At 72.9% G+C, this 17704-nt stretch carries 16 protein-coding genes; 7 read left to right on the top strand and 9 right to left on the bottom strand.

From position 1 onward, the window contains the following. Positions 1 to 125: 125 nt before the first annotated feature. Positions 126 to 1532, bottom strand: coding sequence for an NAD(P)-binding domain-containing protein (locus AB0K92_RS27940; RefSeq protein ID WP_365927319.1), 1407 nt, complete (start codon positions 1530 to 1532; stop codon positions 126 to 128). A gap of 165 nt (positions 1533 to 1697) precedes the next feature. Between AB0K92_RS27940 and AB0K92_RS27935 the strand changes: the two genes are divergently transcribed. Both AB0K92_RS27935 and AB0K92_RS27930 read left to right on the top strand, forming a co-directional pair. After that, positions 1698 to 2120 carry a metalloregulator ArsR/SmtB family transcription factor gene (locus AB0K92_RS27935; RefSeq protein WP_365927317.1) on the top strand — a complete coding sequence of 141 codons (423 nt, stop codon included), beginning with the start codon at positions 1698 to 1700 and terminating at the stop codon, positions 2118 to 2120. After that, positions 2117 to 2626 (top strand): N-acetyltransferase family protein, encoded by a 510-nt coding sequence (locus AB0K92_RS27930; RefSeq protein ID WP_365927315.1) that lies wholly within the window; start codon positions 2117 to 2119, stop codon positions 2624 to 2626. Before AB0K92_RS27935 ends, AB0K92_RS27930 begins: the two co-directional genes overlap by 4 nt. A gap of 45 nt (positions 2627 to 2671) precedes the next feature. Here AB0K92_RS27930 and AB0K92_RS27925 read toward each other — a convergent pair whose 3' ends face one another. From AB0K92_RS27925 to AB0K92_RS27915, 3 genes are all read right to left on the bottom strand, one after another. After that, complete coding sequence (locus AB0K92_RS27925) at positions 2672 to 3736, bottom strand: ArsO family NAD(P)H-dependent flavin-containing monooxygenase (protein WP_365927323.1); 1065 nt, start codon at positions 3734 to 3736, stop codon at positions 2672 to 2674. Continuing rightward, complete coding sequence (gene arsB / locus AB0K92_RS27920) at positions 3733 to 4770, bottom strand: ACR3 family arsenite efflux transporter (protein ID WP_365927313.1); 1038 nt, start codon at positions 4768 to 4770, stop codon at positions 3733 to 3735. The genes AB0K92_RS27925 and arsB overlap by 4 nt, the downstream gene beginning before the upstream one ends. Positions 4771 to 4937: 167 nt before the next feature. Then, the gene (locus AB0K92_RS27915) at positions 4938 to 5246 is read right to left on the bottom strand and encodes a metalloregulator ArsR/SmtB family transcription factor (RefSeq protein ID WP_365927311.1); all 309 of its coding nucleotides are present in this window, start codon (positions 5244 to 5246) and stop codon (positions 4938 to 4940) included. Positions 5247 to 5342: 96 nt separating this feature from the next. On the opposite strand from AB0K92_RS27915, the gene AB0K92_RS27910 reads away from it, so the two are divergent. The 5 genes from AB0K92_RS27910 (at position 5343) to AB0K92_RS27890 (ending at position 8989) form a co-directional block, all read left to right on the top strand. Beyond that, positions 5343 to 5762 carry an arsenate reductase ArsC gene (locus tag AB0K92_RS27910; RefSeq protein ID WP_365927309.1) on the top strand — a complete coding sequence of 140 codons (420 nt, stop codon included), beginning with the start codon at positions 5343 to 5345 and terminating at the stop codon, positions 5760 to 5762. A gap of 399 nt (positions 5763 to 6161) precedes the next feature. Then, positions 6162 to 6932: a GNAT family N-acetyltransferase gene (locus AB0K92_RS27905; RefSeq protein ID WP_365927307.1), complete on the top strand. Its 771-nt coding sequence runs from the start codon at positions 6162 to 6164 to the stop codon at positions 6930 to 6932. A gap of 119 nt (positions 6933 to 7051) precedes the next feature. Beyond that, entirely contained in the window at positions 7052 to 7504 is a 453-nt protein-coding gene (locus AB0K92_RS27900; RefSeq protein WP_365927304.1) for a nuclear transport factor 2 family protein, read from the top strand. 66 nt (positions 7505 to 7570) lie between these two features. Continuing rightward, positions 7571 to 8329, top strand: coding sequence for an SDR family oxidoreductase (locus AB0K92_RS27895; RefSeq protein WP_365927302.1), 759 nt, complete (start codon positions 7571 to 7573; stop codon positions 8327 to 8329). Between the two features lie 90 nt (positions 8330 to 8419). Continuing rightward, on the top strand, positions 8420 to 8989 hold the full coding sequence (locus tag AB0K92_RS27890) for a DinB family protein (protein WP_365927300.1): 570 nt from the start codon (positions 8420 to 8422) through the stop codon (positions 8987 to 8989). 100 nt (positions 8990 to 9089) lie between these two features. On the opposite strand, the gene AB0K92_RS27885 is transcribed toward AB0K92_RS27890, so the two are convergent. From AB0K92_RS27885 to AB0K92_RS27865, 5 genes are all read right to left on the bottom strand, one after another. Then, positions 9090 to 11105 carry a serine/threonine-protein kinase gene (locus AB0K92_RS27885; protein WP_365927298.1) on the bottom strand — a complete coding sequence of 672 codons (2016 nt, stop codon included), beginning with the start codon at positions 11103 to 11105 and terminating at the stop codon, positions 9090 to 9092. Positions 11106 to 11240: 135 nt separating this feature from the next. After that, entirely contained in the window at positions 11241 to 12206 is a 966-nt protein-coding gene (gene sbnA / locus AB0K92_RS27880; protein ID WP_365927296.1) for a 2,3-diaminopropionate biosynthesis protein SbnA, read from the bottom strand. A 35-nt stretch (positions 12207 to 12241) separates the two neighbouring features. After that, positions 12242 to 13312, bottom strand: coding sequence for a 2,3-diaminopropionate biosynthesis protein SbnB (gene sbnB / locus AB0K92_RS27875; RefSeq protein ID WP_365927294.1), 1071 nt, complete (start codon positions 13310 to 13312; stop codon positions 12242 to 12244). After that, on the bottom strand, positions 13309 to 14313 hold the full coding sequence (locus AB0K92_RS27870) for a TauD/TfdA family dioxygenase (protein WP_365927291.1): 1005 nt from the start codon (positions 14311 to 14313) through the stop codon (positions 13309 to 13311). The genes sbnB and AB0K92_RS27870 overlap by 4 nt, the downstream gene beginning before the upstream one ends. Positions 14314 to 14389: 76 nt before the next feature. Then, positions 14390 to 17701, bottom strand: a complete 3312-nt coding sequence (locus tag AB0K92_RS27865) for an amino acid adenylation domain-containing protein (protein WP_365927289.1) — start codon at positions 17699 to 17701, stop codon at positions 14390 to 14392. Positions 17702 to 17704 lie beyond the last annotated feature (3 nt).

Here is a 17704-nt window from a genome sequence, read left to right as displayed (position 1 = left end):
AACCCCCCCCTGTCGCCCCGCCGGGGGGGGGGCCCCGCCGCCCCACCCCCCCCCCGGCGGCGGGCCCCCCCCCCCCCCCCCCGGCGGCCCCCCCCCCCCCCCCGCCGGCTCGGCGCCGAGGCGGGTCACGAGCCGCAGCAGCCGCCCGCCGGCGTCTCGTCGGCGCTCACCACCGCAGCCCTGGGCGCGCCGAGCGGGACGAGCCGCGGCTCGGGCGCGGCGCAGCAACCGCCGTCGCTGTGCCGGGCGTCGGGGGCGTCGAACAGGCCGGCGCCGCCGCAGACCCCGGTCTCGGGAAGGGTGAGTTCCACCCGGTCGGCCGCGTCGAGGTCGCCGGCGATGGCGGCGACGACGGAGCGCACCTGCTCGTAGCCGGTCATGGCGAGGAAGGTGGGGGCGCGGCCGTAGGACTTCATGCCGACCAGGTAGAAGCCCTGTTCGGGGTGGGAGAGTTCGCGGTGGCCGTGCGGGTAGACCGTGCCGCAGGAGTGCTGGTTCGGGTCGATCAGCGGGGCCAGCTCGACCGGGGCCTCAAGGCGCTCGTCGAGCCTCAGGCGAATCTCGGAGAGGAAGGACAGGTCGGGGCGGAACCCGGTCAGCACGATCACCTCGTCGACCGGCCGCAGACGCCGGCCGTCCTCGCCCACGAGGACGAGTCGTCCGTCGCCGTCGCGTTCGACGGCCTCGGTGCGGAAGCCCGTGACCGCGTCGGCGTACCCGTCGTCGACGGCGGCCTTGGCCGCCAGGCCCAGGGCGCCGCGGGCGGGCAGCTGGTCGGCTTCGCCGCCGCCGAAGGTGGAGCCGGAGATCCCCCGGCGCAGGATCCACACCGCCCTGGTGTCCGCGCCGGCCGCGCCGTCCTCGGACCTCGCCAGGTCGGCGAGGCCGGCGAGCGCGGTGAACGCGGAGGCGCCGGAGCCGACGACCGCGGTGCGCCTGCCGGCGTACCGGGCGCGGACGGCGGGGTTCCGCAGGTCCGGGACGCGGTAGGTGACGCGGTCGGCCGCCGCCTTCTCGCCGAGCGCGGGCAGCCCGCTGCCGCCCGCGGGGGACGGGGTGGTCCAGGTGCCGGAGGCGTCGATCACCGCGCGGGCGAGGACGCGCTCCTCACGGCCGTCGGCGTGACCGACGTGCACGACGAAGGGCTGGGCCTCGCGGTCGGCGTCGACGATCCGGTCGCGGCCGGCCCGGGAGACGCCGGTGACGGTGGCGCCGACGCGGACGCGGTCGCCGAGGGCGTCGGCCAGCGGCTGAAGGTACCGCTCCGCCCAGTCGCCGCCGGTGGGGTGGGTCGCCGGATCGGGGCGGGTCCAGCCGGTCGGGGCCAGCAGCTTCTCGGCGGCCGGGTCGACCACTTCGCCCCAGGTGGAGAACAGGCGCACATGCGCCCAGTCGCGCACCGCGGCACCCGCGACCGGACCGGCTTCCAGGACCAGTGGGGTGATGCCGCGGCCGGTCAGGTGGGCGGCGGCGGCCAGACCGGTGGGTCCGGCGCCGATCACGACGACGGGGAGGTCGCTGGGGGTGGCCATGGTGGGTCCTTCCGCACGGGTTCTCTTACTTCGAGACCTGTCGATATCGTGGACTCAGCCTGGCACCTGTTTCGATCAGCGTCAACATAGACAAATGTCGAACTTGAGGCGCTGAGCGACCTCGGCCCCTCGCCCACCCGCTTCGACGCGTGTCAACATAGACACATGTCGAATACGAAACTCGTGCCGCTGCTGGATGCCGCCGACGGTGCGGCTGCCGACGGTCAGGGTGTGGTGCCGTGCTGCCCGCCGCTGACCGAGCGGCCGATGACCGCCGTGGAGGCGGAGGTGGCCGCGAGGATGTTCAAGGCGCTCGGCGATCCGGTGCGTCTGCGGCTGTTCTCCGCCGTGGCCTCCCACGAGGGCGGCGAGGCGTGCGTGTGCGACATCTCCGACGTCGGTGTGTCCCAGCCGACCGTGTCCCACCACCTGAAGAAGCTCAGGGAGGCCGGGCTGCTCACCTCCGAGCGGCGCGGCACCTGGGTCTACTACCGGGTCGAGCCGTCCGTGCTCGCCGCGATGGGCAAACTGCTGACGCTGCCGACCGTAGCGGTCCGACGCGGCAGGACGGAAAGGGGGAACCGGTGAGCGCACAGGCTGCGGGCAAGCTCATCGTGCCGCTGACGGCGAACCACGCCGAGCAGGTGCTGGCCATCTACCAGGCGGGCATCGACGAGGGCGACGCCACCTTCGAGACCGCGGCTCCCGGCTGGGAGGCGTTCGACGCGGCGAAGCTGCCCGAGCATCGCTTCGCCGCCGTGGACGAGCACGGCGCGGTGCTCGGCTGGGTGGCCGCGAGCCGCGTCTCCGACCGGTGCGCCTACGCCGGCGTGGTCGAGCACTCCGTGTACGTCCACCCGGCGGCCCGCGGCCGGGGCGTCGCCTCGGCGCTCCTCAAGGCCCTGGTCGAGTCCACCGAACGGGCGGGGATCTGGACCATCCAGTCCGGCATCTTCCCGGAGAACACGGCCAGTCTCGCCGTGCACGCGCGCGCCGGCTTCCGCGTCATCGGCACCCGCGAGCGCATCGGCCGCCACCACGGCCGCTGGCGTGATGTCGTACTCCTCGAACGCCGCAGCCCGGTGATCCACTGAGGTTCGCGCCGCCGGTCGCGGTGCTCTCCTGCGGCGGGCGGCGCCTCAGCCGCTCAGCAGCCGCGCGATGTCCCGGGCGGCGTCCCGCGCGGGGCGGCCGGCACCGATCAGCGTGGCGGACGCCGGGCCGGTCCAGTCGCCGTAGCCGAGCAGGTGCAGGCGGGGTTCGGCGACGGCACGGGTGCCGGAGATCGCGATCCGGCCGCGCGGGCCGCGCAGGCCCAGAGGGGCGAGGTGGGCGAGCGCCGGCCGGAAGCCGGTGCACCAGATGACGGCGTCCGCGTCGGCGCGGCTGCCGTCGGCCCACTGGACGCCGGTGGCCGTGAGACGGGTGAACATCGGCCGCGCGGTGAGGAGTCCCGCGTCGCGGGCGGCGCGGACCGGCGGTACGGCGACGATGTCGCCGAGCGCGGCCACTCCCCCGGTGTCGGTGCGGCCCTCGTCGAGGGCGCGGCGGCGGGCGGTGGCGACGTCGAACAGGACGCGGCCGTCGATGCCGTCGGCCAGGAACCGGGGCGGGCGCCGGGTCGCCCAGATCACCTCGACGTCGCCGGTCAGGGCGAGGTCGGCGGCGATCTGCGCGCCGGAGTTGCCGCCGCCGACCACGAGGACGCGCTGTCCGGCGAAGTCGGCGGGACGGCGGTAGTCCACCGTGTGCAGCTGCCGGCCGGAGAAGAGGGCGCGGCCCGGGACGGCCGGGAGGAAGGGGCGCGACCAGGTGCCCGTCGCACTGACGACCGCGCGGGCCCGCCAGGTGCCCGCATCCGCCTCGACCAGGAGCCGGTCGCCGTCGCGGCGTACGGCCTCGACGCGGGTGCCGTGCTGAACGGGCAGGTCGTAGCGCTTCTCGTAGTCGGCCAGGTACTCCACGACGTGCCCGGCGTCCGGGTAGGTCTCGCCGGGCCGGGCCGGCATGAGGCGGCCCGGCAGCGACGAGTGGGCGGCCGGTGAGAACAGGCGCAGCGAGTCCCACATGTGCTGCCAGGCTCCGCCCGGTGCCGGGGCAGCGTCCAGGACGACGAAGTCCAGCCCCTGGCGGCGCAGGTGGTAGCCGGCGGCGAGCCCCGCCTGGCCGCCGCCGGCCACCACCACGTCCACGCGGCGCGTCATGGAGTCGGCCGCGCGGCCGTGAACGAGCGCCGCCACGCGAGCGAGACGTACACCAGGGTCACCAGGACGGGGACTTCGATGAGGGGGCCGACCACGCCGGACAGGGCCTGGCCGGAGGTGACGCCGAAGGTGGCGATGGCGACCGCGATGGCCAGCTCGAAGTTGTTGCCGGCCGCGGTGAAGGCGAGCGTGGCGGTGCGGTCGTAGCCGAGGCCGATGGCCTTGCCGAGCGCGAAGGTGCCGAACCACATCAGCGCGAAGTAGACGAGCAGCGGGAGCGCGATGCGGGCCACGTCCAGCGGCTGGGAGGTGATCGTCCTCCCCTGCAGGGCGAAGAGGATGACGATCGTGAAGAGCAGGCCGTACAGCGCCCACGGGCCGATCTTCGGCAGGAAGGCGGACTCGTACGTCTCCCGGCCCAGCCTCCGCTCGCCGGTACGGCGGGTGAGGAACCCGGCCAGCAGCGGGACGCCGAGGAAGACGACCACGTTCGCCGCGATCTTCCAGACGGAGATGTCCAGGTGCTCGCCGTCGCCCAGGCCGAGCCGGCCGGGCAGGAAGTCGAGGTAGAACCAGCCGAGCACGCCGAAGGCCAGGACCTGGAAGACGCTGTTGAGGGCGACGAGGACGGCGGCCGCCTCACGGTCGCCGCAGGCGAGGTCGTTCCAGATGATGACCATGGCGATGCAGCGGGCCAGGCCGACGATGATCAGGCCGGTGCGGTACTCGGGCAGGTCCGGCAGGAAGATCCAGGCCAGCGCGAACATCACGGCGGGGCCGACCAGCCAGTTGACGACCAGGGAGGAGATCATCAGTCTGCGGTCGCCGGTGACCGCGTCCAGCCTGTCGTAGCGGACCTTCGCCAGCACCGGGTACATCATGATCAGCAGGCCGAGGGCGATCGGCAGCGAGATGCCGCCGATCTCGACGGCGGCGAGGGCGTCGTCCAGTCCGGGCACCACGCGACCCAGCCCGAGGCCGAGGGCCATCGCGAGGAGGATCCAGACCGCGAGGAAGCGGTCGAGGGTCGACAACTTCGCGACGACCGAGGCGCGGTCGCCGCGGCCGGCGGGCGGGGCGGCGGTGGCCGTACCGGCTGCGGAGGGTTCGGAAGGTTCGGAGGCTGCGGAGGGTTCGGAAGGTTCGGAGGCTGCGGAGGGTTCGGAAGGTTCGGAGGCTGCGGACGCTTCGGTGCGGCGGGTCACGGGCAGGCCCTCTTGGTGTCGGCGTTGGCGCGGGCGGTCGCGGCGAGGTCGGCGAACCGGCCGGCGAGCGTCTCGATCACCTCAGGCCTCAGCCGGTAGTACGTGAACCGGCCGCACGGCTCCGTGTCCACCACCCCGGCCTCGCGCAGCACCTTCAGGTGGTTGGACAGGTTCGTCTGCCTGGCGCCGGTCTCCTGCACCAGGTGCGTGGTGCACAGCGTCTCGCGGGCCAGCAGGGTCACGATCCGGAGCCTGAGCGGGTCGGCCAGCACCCTGATCAGGTCATTGTCGACTGACGTCAGCATGGGCTGATACTGTCACATCACCTCCGGCTGATACCAGGCGGGACTGACCTCGTTGGCACCGACCTCGTCGGAACCGACCTCGTGAAGGAAGAACGCATGCCGTCCGCTCCGCTCGCCTCCGTGCTGTTCGTCTGCGTCCACAACGCCGGCCGCTCGCAGATGGCCGCCGGGTTCCTCTCCCACCTCGCGGGCGACCGGATCGAGGTCCGCTCCGCCGGCTCCCTCCCCGGCGACCGGGTCAACCCGGCGGCTGTCGAGGCGATGCGGGAAGTCGGCATCGACATCTCCGCCGCCGAGCCGAAGGTCCTCACCACCGAGGCCGTCCAGGCGTCCGACTACGTCATCACCATGGGCTGCGGTGACGCCTGCCCGGTCTTCCCCGGCAAGAAGTACCTCGACTGGGCCCTGGAGGACCCGGCCGGCAAGGGCGTGGAAGCCGTACGCCCCATCCGCGACGAGATCAGGACCCGCATCGAAGCCCTCATCGCCGAGATCGACGCGCGCCGGGAGGCCTGACGGGCCAACGGGCCCCGGCCAAGGGCCCCGGCCAGGGACCGGGCGACGCGCGCAGGCTGCTCGTCAGCCCGCACGCCCCGCGCAACGCAGTGACCCGCACCGGAAAACCGCTTGCCCGTGCCCGGCGGGCCTGGAACAGTGACCAGCGCTCCACGACCTCGCGCACACCTTCACGGTAAGGAACGAAGCCCATGATCGCGGCGTCCCTCAGCGGCCGCCGTCGGCGCCGACGCTGATCACCCGCTTCGCAGCGGTCCCAGCAGCCCCGGCCTGCCACGCTGTTCGCCACGGCGGCCCCACGACGCGGTGCCTCGCGCATCGCCGCTCTCCCGTGCCCCCGGACTCGGCCCCCGAGTCCGCCAGGGGCTCCCTCGAGACTTCGTGAGGTCGACTTCCCCCATGGACAACCAGGTCCAGAGCTTCGCCGTTGCCAACCTGCGCCGCCGCCCCGTGGTCGTCGAGAGCGGCGGATTCGTCGCGGGCTTCGACCCCGGCACCGACAGCCCGTACCTCAACTACGCCACCCCGCTGCCCGGCGCCGAGCCGACCGGGCGCGACGTCGCCGCGCTCGTCGCGGCCTTCCGGGAGCGCGGCCTGCTGCCCCGGCTGGAGTTCGCGCCGGAGGCCGCGCCCGCTGTGGAGCCGGCCCTGCGGGCGGCGGGCTTCGGCACCGAGGCGGTGCACACCTACCTCGTCTGCACTCCGGACAGGCTGGCACTCCCCCGGTCCGCCGGCTCCCCCCGCGTGGAACGCCCCACCACCGACGCCGAGTACGCGGCGCTCGACGCCGCGCTCGCCGAGGCGTTCGGAGGTGTCTTCGCCCCGTCCGCGGAGGGCGCCGCCAGACTCCGTCGCACGCAACGGAGCGGCGGCGCGGTGCGCTTCGTCCGCGCCCCGCAGGGCGGTTGCGCCGGCGGGGCATCGTGCTCGCCGCCGGCCGAGGGCACCGCCGAACTGTCCGGTGTCGGCACCCGTCCCGCCTACCGGGGCCGCGGCATCGCCGCCGCGGTGACCGCCGCGCTGACCGGAGCGATGTTCGCCCGGGGGGCACGATCGGTCTGGCTGGAGTACTCCGGAGAGGGATCCCGCCGCGTCTACGAGCGCGTCGGCTACCGGCCGCAGGGCACGCGCCTCTACCTGACGCTGCACCCGCAGCAGCCACGGCCCTGACCCCGGCGCTCCGCCTCACATTCCGTGGGCCCGCTCTGTCGTAAAGGCCGGAGCGATATCGCTTCGCCGCATGGCCGCAACCCCCTCATGCCCACCTTCCGCGAAAGGGAGAGACCGCGATGACCCCGCACGAGTCCGCCATCAGGGACCTGCTGGAACGCCGCGTCGACGCCGGCCGGACCAAGGACATCGACCGGCTCATGTCCCTCTACTCGGACGACATCGTCTACTACGACGCCGTTCCCCCGCTGCACCTCACGGGACACGAAGAGGTCCGCCGCAACTTCCTGCGGTGGTTCGACGCGTACGACGGCCCGATCAGCCTGGAGACCCACGGGCTCACCATCGCGAGCAGTGAAGCGGACATCGCCTTCGCGCACATGCTCCACCTGGACTCCGGGACCCGCACGAACGGGCTCAGCACCGCGATCTGGGTGCGGTCGACCGTGGGCTTCCGGCGGACGAACGGCAAGTGGCTGATCACGCACGAGCACATCTCCATGCCGATCGACCCCGAGAACCTCCAGGCGTGGTTTCCGCCGGACATGCAGGGCGCGGCCGCCCCGCTGTGAACAGGCTCCACGTCGGCGTGCTCCTGCCGGTGACCCGGGCGTCCCTCCACGCCGTATGTTGGCGACATGACACACACGGACAACACTCCCGGTGCTGCCTTGGTCACCGGGGCCTCCCGCGGTCTCGGAGCCGTGATCGCCCGGCGTCTCGCGTCCGACAGGCACCCGGTCGCCGTCGGTCACCGGTCGGGGGCCGAAGCGGCCCGGCGGGTGGTGGCGGACATCCGCGCGGCGGGCGGGACCGCCGAGGCGTTCGCCGCCGACGTGACGGACGAGACCGCCGTCGAAGGGCTCGTCGCGGACGTCACCGCACGGCTCGGTCCGATCACCACGCTCGTCGTCAACGCCACCGGTCCGCAGCCCGAGTCGGACCCGGCGGCGGTGACGTGGGACGACCACCTCGCCCAGCTCACGTTCTTCGTCAAGAGCCCCACCCTGCTGATGCAGGCGGTGCTGCCGGCCATGCGGGAGCGCGGTGGCGGACGCATCATCCAGATCGGCTCGGACGTGCTGGAGCGAGCCCTGCCCACCATGTCCGCGTACGTGGCCGCCAAAGCCGCCCAGCACAGCCTCACCGAGTGCTGGGCCCGTGCGCTCGGCCCGTACGGGATCACGGTGAACACCGTCGCGCCGGGCTGGATCCCGGTCGAGCGGCACGCCGGAGCGAGCCCGGAGTCCCTGGCCGCCTACGCCGCCGACGTCCCGCTGGGTCGCATGGGCCGCCCGGAGGACGTGGCCGCCGCCGTGGCGTTCCTCGCCTCGCCGGAAGCGGCCTTCGTCACGGGTGAACGCATCAAGGTCAACGGCGGTCACACCCTCGGTTGAGTCCCGCAGTCCCGGCTTTAGGACACGATCTGACCTAGAGGGCTCCTAACGTGGTGCTCGTCCACGGAACACAGCAGAAAGCCGGAGACGATGACCTCGACGCATTCCGCCACCGCCCCCACCGCTTCCACCGCGCCCTCCTCCACCGCCGTGGGGGGAGAGCGTGCCGACCTGCTGCAGACGCTGGCTCAGCACCGCGAGTTCCTGCGCCTCACCACGCGTGACCTCACCGATGAGCAGGCCGCGCGGCGGACCACCGTGAGCGAGCTGTGCCTCGGCGGTCTCATCAAGCACGTCGCGTCCGTCGAGCGGTCCTGGGTGAACTTCATCCTGGAAGGGCCGGAGGTACTGGGCGACTGGAGCAACATGACCGAGGCCGACTGGGCACGGCGTGCCGACGAGTTCCGGCTGCTGCCCGGCGAGACCCTGGCCGGCGTACTGGAGGAGTACGCCGAGGTGGCTCGCCGTACGGACGAAGTGGTCGCCACGGTGCCGGACTTGGACGCGTCCCAGCCGCTGCCCTCGGCCCCGTGGTACGAGCCGGGCACCCAGTGGTCGGTGCGCCGGGTGCTGCTGCACATCATCGCCGAGACGTCGCAGCACGCCGGGCACGCCGACATCATCCGCGAGTCCCTGGACGGTGCGAAGAGCATGGGCTGACCGGGCCGGTCAGGGGCGGAGTGCAGGCGCGGCGGGCCGATTCGCAGGAGCCCGTGCCGACTCGTAGAAGCCGGTGTGACTCCCCTTGGCCTTGGGTGAGTCAGACGGCGCAGTCGCTGACCGATCCCCAGCGCAGGAAGTCCTCACCCGCTTCGCCGGCCCGGCGGGCCGCGTCGTCGAGGATCAGGACGGCGTATCGGGTGTAGGGCCAATGCGCCCAGGTCTTCGCCTCGTCGCGGAGCGCGTCGCAGGACTCCCGGGCGGCGAGCTTGCCCCAGGCGTCGCGCGCGGACCGGTCCCACGCGGGCTTCTTCGCCCAGACGTAGACCACTTGGGTGCCGGGGTCGAAGCCGACGGACATGTTCTCGTGGCCGAGCCGGTCGGGGTCGGTGGTGATCCGGGAGTTGCCCTGCCATGCGGAGAAGATCCGGTTGGCCAGGGCGTCGGCGACGCGGATCACGTCCTCGTCGTCGCTGGGGATCTGCGCGGCCCGCAGCCCCGAGGCGCTGGGCTGCCAGTCGGTGGCCTGCCCCTCGCCCTCGGTGGTGCGGTCGGTGAGGGAGGTCTCGCAGCCGGTGTCGGCGCGGAAGTCGTCCTCCCAGACGATGCTCGGTCCGTCCTTGCGGGCCGCGTCCACGAGGACGTACTCGCGGTACGTGAAGTCCGGGTAGAAGCCGCTCAGGTCGCGCAGGCCGAGACAGGCGGTCCGGGCCAGCTCCTGGACGGCGACGGAAGGCAGTTCGTGCCCGGTCGTCGCGACGTAGACCTCGCCGCGGGACGGGTGGAACGTGATCTCGCTGTCCAGGTCGGGGTAGGTGTCCGGGTCCAGCCAGGGGCCGGTGCCGATGGCACCGTGGACGTCGTTCTCCGCCTTGTTCCGGGGAGCGCGGGCCTCTCTCCAGGTGTCGAGGGTGGCTTCCGCCGGGTTCTTCTCGTCCGTGCCGCGCGGTGTGCTCGCCCCGGTGTCGGAGCGCGGCCGGCGTGAGGCGGCAGCCGCGCCGCCGTCGGCGGGGTCCGGGGGTGCGTCGGCTGTGGTGGCCGTGCCGCTCTCGGCCGACCGGCCGCCCGGACCGCCCGTCGCAGCGGAGAGGGCGATGCCGGCCGCGCCGCCGATGACGACGGCCGCGGCCACGGCCACCGCGTACAGGCGCTTGCGGGAGCGTGCGGGGCGGGTGTGCCAGCCGGGGTCGTCCAGGGTGGGCATGTCCCAGCCCGCGGCGATGAGTCCGGCGGCCGGCGTCGTCCCGTGGCCGGTGTCCTCGCCGAGTGCCTGGGTGGTCTGTGCGGCGAGGAGCGCTCGGCATCGCTGCGCGGCGTCGGCCGCGGTGATGCGCTCCGCCGGGTCCTTCACCAGGGCCTGCTCGACGATGCTCCGCAACTCTGCGGGAACGCCGTCGAGGTCGGGTTCGCCGGACATGACGCGGAAGGCGACCGCGTCGGGGGCGCCCGCTCCGAACGGCAGGCGTCCTGTCGCGGCGTAGGCGACGAGCGCGCCCCAGGCGAACATGTCTCCGGCCGGGCCGGCGGTGCCCGTCCGGTAGTGCTCGGGGCTGATCCAGCCGGGGGTGCCGGTCATGACGCCGGTGCGGGTCACGCTGGTTCCGTCGGCCGCGTGGGCGATGCCGAAGTCCAGTACCCGGGGTCCCGCGGGCGCGAGGACGACGTTCTGCGGTTTGACGTCCCGGTGCACGACACCGGCTTCGTGGATGGCTGCCAGCGCCTGGGCGGTTCCGGTCGCCAGGGCGTACAGCATGCCGCCGGTCAGCGGGCCGCGCTCGGACACGTGCTGGTTCAGCGTCGGGCCGGGCGTGTACGCGGTCGCCAGCCACGGAACGGCGGCGTCGGGGTCGGCGGCGAGCAGCGGGATCAGGCACGGCCCCTGCACACGGCGGGAGAGCTGCACCTCACGGCGGAACCGCGCCCGGAACTCGGCGTCCTGGGCCTGCGCCGCGTGGATCACCTTGACGGCGACGCGCGTGCCCGACGAGTCGATACCGGCGTGGACGGTTCCCATGCCGCCCGAGCCGAGGCGGCCGATGATCCGGTACGGACCGATGCCGGACGGATCACCGGGAAGGGCGGGAAGGACCCGCCCGCCAGAGGGAGCAGCGCTCACCTGTTCCGCCCTTCCGCTGGGTGTCTCCGACTTCTCGGGACCGGAGGGGGTGGATGGTGGCCGCGCCGGCCCTCGGTCGTCCGGTGGATGCTACCGGGGAACGGGCGGCGGCAGTCGGGGGACGGCGAGAACGGTTCAGTTCTCCACGGAGCCCAGGATGTGTTCGCCGTAGAGGCCTTCGACCCAGTTGGTCTGGTAGATGGTGTCCAGGTAGCGCTCGCCGAGGTCCGGTGCGATGGCCACCGCGGTGAGACCTCGTGTGCTGTGCCGGGCCAGCCAGTCCGTCGCGCCGCTGACCACCGTCCCGGTCGAGCCGCCGAACAGGAAGCCGTGCCGGGCCATGCGGTGGCACATGCGGATGGTGTCCATCTCCTCCACGCGCAGGACCTCGTCCACGTAGGACTCGTCGAGCAGGGGCGGACGCATGCTCATGCCCAGGCCGGGGATCATCCGGCGCCCCGCCTCCCCGCCGAAGGCCACCGAGCCGGCGCTGTCCACGGCGACGATCCGCACCGGGCGGTGCCAGTTGCGGAAGTAGCGTGCGCAGCCCATCAGGGTTCCCGCGGTGCCCGTGCCGATGAACAGGACGTCGAGTTCCGGGAACTGGCCGGCGATCTCCGGGGCCGTCGTACGGTAGTGGGCCCACCAGTTCCCGGCATTGGTGTACTGGCTGAGCCACACGTACCGGGTGTCGGAGGCGCAGAGCGAGCGAATGTACTCGATGCGCTTGCCGAGGTAGCCGGCCTTGGGGTCCTGGTCGGCGACGACGTGCACCTCGCTGCCGAGGGCTTCCATCAGGAGCCTGGTCGACAGGTTGCAGCGTGAGTCCGTCACGCACAGGAACCGGTAGCCCTTGCTGGCGGCGATCATGCTGAGTGCGACGCCCAGGTTCCCGGAGGAGGACTCGACGAGGATGGAATCCGGCTTCAGGAGTCCGTCGCGCTCGGCGCTCGCCACCATCTCGTTCGCGGCCTTCAGCTTGATGGAACCGGCGAAGTTGAACCCCTCGCACTTGAGGTAGAGGGGGTATCCGCAGACCGATCGCAGGTCGACGAAGAGGTGGCCCTCGTTGAAGGCGTAGGGAGCGGATATGACAGGCACGGCTGACCTCCTGGGGCCGGCTGGGACCGGTGGTCTCAGCCGTAGCGGCGCAGGTCGTGGAAGAAGTCGTCGATGAGCCGGAGGTCTCCCGCCCGGTCCACCTCGTCGTAGACGTACTTGCCGACGGCGAGGTCGAGGACGCCGAGACCGAACGGGGAGAAGATCACGGGTCGGTCGCGCGGCGGTGCGGCCCGCCCGAGCATCACGTCGTGGAGGGTGCCGTTGAGGAAGTCGCGGTTCCCGGTGCGCTGTTCGACGAGATGGGGTGAGGTGTCGGCCTTCAGGCAGTGCTCGACGTCGTCGACGAAGTTGGCCGAGCCGAGCAGGATCTCGGGGGCGAGGTCCCGCAGGGACACGTGCAGCACCAGCGGGTGGTGGTCGAACCACGTCGGTGTGGTGACGTGCGGCCGGCCGGCGACGGTCGCGAAGATCACCAGGTCGCTGGAGCGGATGAGGCGTTCGGGGCTGTCGTGGACGGTGACCGGTTCGTCCGCGCCGATCTGCCGCAGGTAGCCGCAGAATCCCTGGGCGGCGTCGGCGGACGTGTCGTGCACCCCGATCGCGTCGAAGGTCCAGCCCGTGCGGGCCAGGAAGGTGTGGATGTAGCGGGCGATCAGGCCCGTCCCGAAGAAGCCGACCCGGCGGGGACGGGGCCGGTTGCAGCTCAGCCAGTCGGCCGCGAGGGCGGCGGAGGCGGCGGTCCGGCTGGCGCTGATGACGGAGCTCTCCAGGCAGGCGAACGGGTAGCCCGTCTCGGGATCGTTGAGGACGAGCACGGCGGAGGCCCGCGGCAGCCCCGCGTTCACGTTGTCCGGGAAGCTGGAGATCCATTTCAGGCCGTCCACGTGGATCGATCCGCCGAGGGAGGCGGGCAGCGCGATGATCCGTGCCCGGGGACGGTCGGGGAAGTTCAGGAAGTAGGACGGCGGGTTGACCGAGTGGCCCGCGCCGTGCAGCCGGTAGGTGGCCTCCACCAGCTCCACGAGCTGCTGCTCGCGTCCGGCCAGCGCCTGGTGCACCTGCTGACCGGAGATCACGGCGAACGTCGGCGCGGGGGCCCGGCCGTCGGCGGCCGCCTCGGTGGTCGAGGTGACGAGATCGGTCATCGCTCGCTCGCCTCCGGGATCGGGCGGCCGTCGGCCAGACGCCGCGGCTCGGCCATGCCGATGAGCACCCGGCGCTCCCCCGCGAACGCCTCCCGGCTGTGCGCGGTGCGGATGTTGTCCACGAGCAGCAGGTCACCGTCCTGCCAGGGCTCGCGGCGGGTGTGCGCCTCGTACGTCGTGTTGAGCAGCCGGACGACGTCCTCGCCGATCGGAGTGCCATCCCCGTAGCGGGTGTTGAACGGCAGCCCGTCCTCGCCGTACTCGTCCACCAGGTACTCGCGCACCTCGGGGGCCAGCGTCCACTCGTTGAGGAACGCGATCTGGTTGAACCAGCAGCGCCGGCCCGTGAGGGGGTGCTGGACGACGGCGCTGCGGCGCTGCTCGGTGCGCAGGGTGCCGTCGGGCCGCCAGTCGAAGTCGATGGCGTGGGCCCGGCAGTAGCGTTCGATCTCGGCGCGGTCCTCGGTGCCGAACGACTCCGCGAGGGTGGCGCCGATCTCCTCGTTGTAGGTGCGGGTCAGGATCCAGCCCTCGCGCTCGAACCGGTCGGTCAGGTCGGCGGGCAGCGCCCGCAGGACCTGTTCCGCGTCGGCCAGCGCCGTGGCGCCGCCCTCCGCGGGCGCGGTCAGGCAGGCGCACAGCAGCAGACCGGGCACGTCCAGGGCGTAACTCAGCTCGTGGTGCATGCACATCGGCTGGTTGGCCGGCCAGGATGCGGAGGAGTACAGCCCCGGACCGTGGGACTCCCGGGGCGCGAAGGCCTCCCGTTCCGTCATCAGCTCCCCGGCGAGCCGCGCGAAGACGGCACCGGCCTGGTCCGCGTCCCGCAGTCCGAGGCCGCGCACGAGCAGTGCCCCGTGTTCGGTGACCTGGGCGCGCAGTGCCTCCCGGTACCGCGCCGCCCACTGTGCGGGGTCGGCGGGCGGGTCGACGTTCAGCAGCGCCGGTCTGTCCGGTCGCAGGCTGACGTCGAAGGGTGCTGCCAGGGACGAGGAGGTCATCTCGGTTTCCTTTCGTCATCCGTGCGGGGCCGGCCGGGGGATCCGTGCGGGGGCGGCCGGGGCGGAAATACGGGGCTCAGCCGGAGGCCAGGGGTACGGCGGTTGTCAGGACGGCCTGAGCCGCCGCGGCTGGTCGGGTGCGCGGGAAGTAGTGGCCTCCGTCGGGCAGTTCGCACAGGTCGACGCGCTCGGCCAGGAGCTGCCAGTCCTGGTGGCGCCGGGCGTAGTCCGGCGTGTGCGGGTCGTCGGCGGCGACGACCACCGTGACCGGCGCGGACAGCCTCACCGGTGGCGGGGACTGCAGTGCGGCGCGGAAGTAGCGGTGCGCCAGGACGCAGTCGTGCCGGTAGGCCGCACCGATGTGTTCGGCGTGCCGCGCGTTGACCTCGGCGAGCTCCGGGTAGCCGCTGTCCTCGGCCAGCCGCGCCGCGATCTCTCCGTCGCCGCGCTGTGTCAGCTCGTCGATGGCGGCGCTCCGGTCGTCGGCGCTGCCGAGCAGTTGGGCACCGAGGAACACCCGCGTCACCCGGACGCCGCGTTCCTCGAGCCGTCTGGCCGTCTCCAGGGCGGGGGCGCAGCCCGACGAATGGCCCCACAGCATGATCCGGGGCGCGCCGCGTGCGGTGATCTTCTCAGTGATGTCCTGGGTGATGTCCAGTGTGATGTCTCGGGTGATGTCCTGGGTGATCTCCTCGGTGACCCGCTGGGCGATCCGGGCGACCGACGCGAAGGGCTCCGGGGCCGCGCCCAGGTCGTGGCCGGGCAGGTCCACCGCGAGGACCGCCACGCCGCTGCCCGCCAACGCGTCGGCCAGGGGCCGGTAGTTGACCGCGTTGCCGCCCGCGTACGGGAAGCAGACCAGCACGCACTCCGGCGTGCCGGCCGTTTCGGACAGGGGCTGCAGCAGTCGGGGGCGCGGCCGTTCCCTGCCCTCCAGGAGGGCGGCCAGGTCGGCGAGCACCGGGTGCCGGGTGATGTCCTTCAGGGACACCGCGCGGTCGAGCGCGAGGGTGAGTTTGACGGCCGACAGGGAGGTGCCGCCGGATTCGAAGAAGTGGCTCGTGGGGCCGATCAGATGCTCGGGTACGTCCAGCAGCGTGGCCCACACGGCGGCGAGCCGCCGCTCGGCGGGGCTGAGGGTTTGCGCGTCGGCTGTGTCCGGTGCGGTGGGCGGCGCCGGCCGTCCGGCCGCCTCGGTCAGGGCCTTGCTGTCGGTCTTCCCGTTGGCGGTCAGCGGAAGGCTCTCCCGCCAGTGGAAGGCCGAGGGGAGCATGTACGCGGGGAGCACTGTCGCGAGCTCCTCGCGCAGGGCCTCGGGCCGCCGCCGGGTGCCGGTGTGGAAGGCGACCAGCTGGGCGCTCTCGCCGGCCCGCTCGACGACGACCACCGCGGCGTCCCGCACTCCGTCCACCCGCAGCAGGGCGTTCTCGATCTCGCCGATCTCGATGCGGAAGCCGCGGATCTTGACCTGGTTGTCCCGGCGTCCGAGGAACTCCAGCTTGCCGTCGGGGTGCCAGCGGCCCCAGTCACCGCCCAGGTACAGCCGCTTACCGGGCCGGTAGGGGTCGGCGCGGTAGGCCGCGCGGGTCCGCTCGGGGTCGTTGACGTATCCCCGGCCGACGCAGACCCCGGAGAACGCGATCAGGCCGGGGGCGCCCAGCGGCACGAGGGACAGCCGCTCGTCCACGACGTAGACGTGAACGTTGTCGACCGGCCGGCCCAGCAGCACTCGGTCGGGTACGCCGTCCAGGAGTTCGTGGTTGGTGTCGTCGGACGTCTCCGTCAGTCCGTAGGCGTTGAGCAGGGGGACGTCCGGCTGGACGGCGAACCAGCGCTGGACGAGCTCCCGTTTGAGCGCCTCGCCGGTCACCGACACGTACCGCAGGTGCGGAAGCGCGCGCGGCCGCTGTTCCAGGTGCGCCACCACGACCTCCAGGTAGGACGGCACGACCTGCGCGACGTTGACCCGGTCGCGGGCCAGGGTGTCGAGGAACCGTTCCACGTCCACGACCACGTCCTGCCCGACCAGCACGGTCCGCCCGCCGACCAGCAGCGCGGCCACCAGCTGCCAGAGCGAGATGTCGAAGCACTGCGGGGCGGTCTGCGCGACCACGGACCCCTCGCCGATGCCCAGTGCGCCGATCTTCGCCCGCAGGTGGTTGAGCATGCCCGCGTGCTCGCACATCGCACCCTTGGGTTCACCGGTGGACCCTGAGGTGAAGTAGATGTACGCCAGTTGATCGGCGTCGACGCGCACGCCGGGATCGGTGTCGGCGTGCGCTTCCGCGTACGCCGTCTCCATCAGCAGTTTCTCCGCCGGTACGGTGGTCAGCGCCGCGTCGAGGTGTCCGGTGCTGCCGGATGCGGCCAGGACGAGCCGGCACCCCGCGCGTTCCAGGGTCGCCGCGATGCGGTCGGCCGGGAAGTGCGGCTCGACCGGCAGGTAGACGCCGCCCGCCTTGAACACCGCCAGGGTGGCGGCCAGCCAGTCGAGGGTGCGTTCGGTGACGACGGCGACCACGTCCTCGCGGCCCAGCCCGCGGTGCAGGAGCGCCCACGCCAGCCGGTTCGCGCGCGCGTTCAGCTCGCCGTACGTCCACGCGTGCTCGCCGTGCACCGCCGCCACGGCCTCCGGGTGTGTGCGTGCCCGCTGCTCGAACAGCTGGTGGGGCCGTACGTCCGGTAGCGGGCGGCGGGGTCCGGCCAGTCCGTCGAGCTGTTCGCGCACCTCGTCGGCCGACAGCAGACTCTGCCGGGTGTGGTCGGCGTCGGGGTCGGCCGTCATCAGCTTGAGGGCCGCGAGGTGGTAGCCGCCGATCCGGGCGGCGCTCCCGGCGTCCAGCGCGTCCGTGCGGTACCGCAGGCGCAGCACCAGCCGCCCGCCCCGGTCGGACCAGCAGACCCGCACGACGGCGTCGTCGTCGCGGTCCTCCTCGGCCGCCGAGGGCCCGAACACCACGTCGTACGGGCGCTCGGTCAGCCCCAGTTCGTGCCGCAGCCGCGTCACCGGGAACTCCCGGTGTGCCAGCACCGCCGCCTCGGCGCGTTCGGCGGCCGACAGCAGGGCACGCCAGGGCGTGGGGGCGACGGACACACGGCACGGCAGGGGCTCGCCGCGCACTCCGGCGGTGTATCCGGTCACGACCTCCTGTTCGCCGGACAGCGCGGCCAGGACCTTGGCGTGCGCCGCCAGCAGCAGCGCGCTGACGGGCACGCCGGACCGAGCCACCAGGTCCCGGACCGACCGGGTCACGTCGGGCGGGACCTCCACCTCGTGCTCGGCCGTGCCGGGGACCGGCCGGCGGACCCACCGCGGCACGGGGGTGACACCACCGGCGGTCAGCACACGGCTCCAGTAGTCCCGGTCCGCTACCACGCGCGTTTCCATCGA

Source organism: Streptomyces sp. NPDC052687, assembly GCF_040678395.1.
GTDB lineage: Bacteria > Actinomycetota > Actinomycetes > Streptomycetales > Streptomycetaceae > Streptomyces.
The sequence above is the reverse complement of the archived record's forward strand: the minus strand, read 5'-3'. Positions and strand labels throughout refer to the sequence as shown.

What these genes read in the sequence shown, in the direction of transcription:
- AB0K92_RS27900 (WP_365927304.1), top strand. Translation starts at nt 7,052, where the DNA reads ATGACCCCGCACGAGTCCGCCATCAGGGACCTGCTGGAACGCCGCGTC.
- sbnB (WP_365927294.1), bottom strand. Translation starts at nt 13,312, where the DNA reads ATGACCGATCTCGTCACCTCGACCACCGAGGCGGCCGCCGACGGCCGG.
- AB0K92_RS27935 (WP_365927317.1), top strand. Translation starts at nt 1,698, where the DNA reads ATGTCGAATACGAAACTCGTGCCGCTGCTGGATGCCGCCGACGGTGCG.
- AB0K92_RS27905 (WP_365927307.1), top strand. Translation starts at nt 6,162, where the DNA reads ATGGACAACCAGGTCCAGAGCTTCGCCGTTGCCAACCTGCGCCGCCGC.
- AB0K92_RS27925 (WP_365927323.1), bottom strand. Translation starts at nt 3,736, where the DNA reads ATGACGCGCCGCGTGGACGTGGTGGTGGCCGGCGGCGGCCAGGCGGGG.
- AB0K92_RS27910 (WP_365927309.1), top strand. Translation starts at nt 5,343, where the DNA reads ATGCCGTCCGCTCCGCTCGCCTCCGTGCTGTTCGTCTGCGTCCACAAC.
- AB0K92_RS27940 (WP_365927319.1), bottom strand. Translation starts at nt 1,532, where the DNA reads ATGGCCACCCCCAGCGACCTCCCCGTCGTCGTGATCGGCGCCGGACCC.
- AB0K92_RS27915 (WP_365927311.1), bottom strand. Translation starts at nt 5,246, where the DNA reads ATGCTGACGTCAGTCGACAATGACCTGATCAGGGTGCTGGCCGACCCG.
- AB0K92_RS27870 (WP_365927291.1), bottom strand. Translation starts at nt 14,313, where the DNA reads ATGACCTCCTCGTCCCTGGCAGCACCCTTCGACGTCAGCCTGCGACCG.
- AB0K92_RS27865 (WP_365927289.1), bottom strand. Translation starts at nt 17,701, where the DNA reads ATGGAAACGCGCGTGGTAGCGGACCGGGACTACTGGAGCCGTGTGCTG.
- AB0K92_RS27895 (WP_365927302.1), top strand. Translation starts at nt 7,571, where the DNA reads ATGACACACACGGACAACACTCCCGGTGCTGCCTTGGTCACCGGGGCC.
- AB0K92_RS27890 (WP_365927300.1), top strand. Translation starts at nt 8,420, where the DNA reads ATGACCTCGACGCATTCCGCCACCGCCCCCACCGCTTCCACCGCGCCC.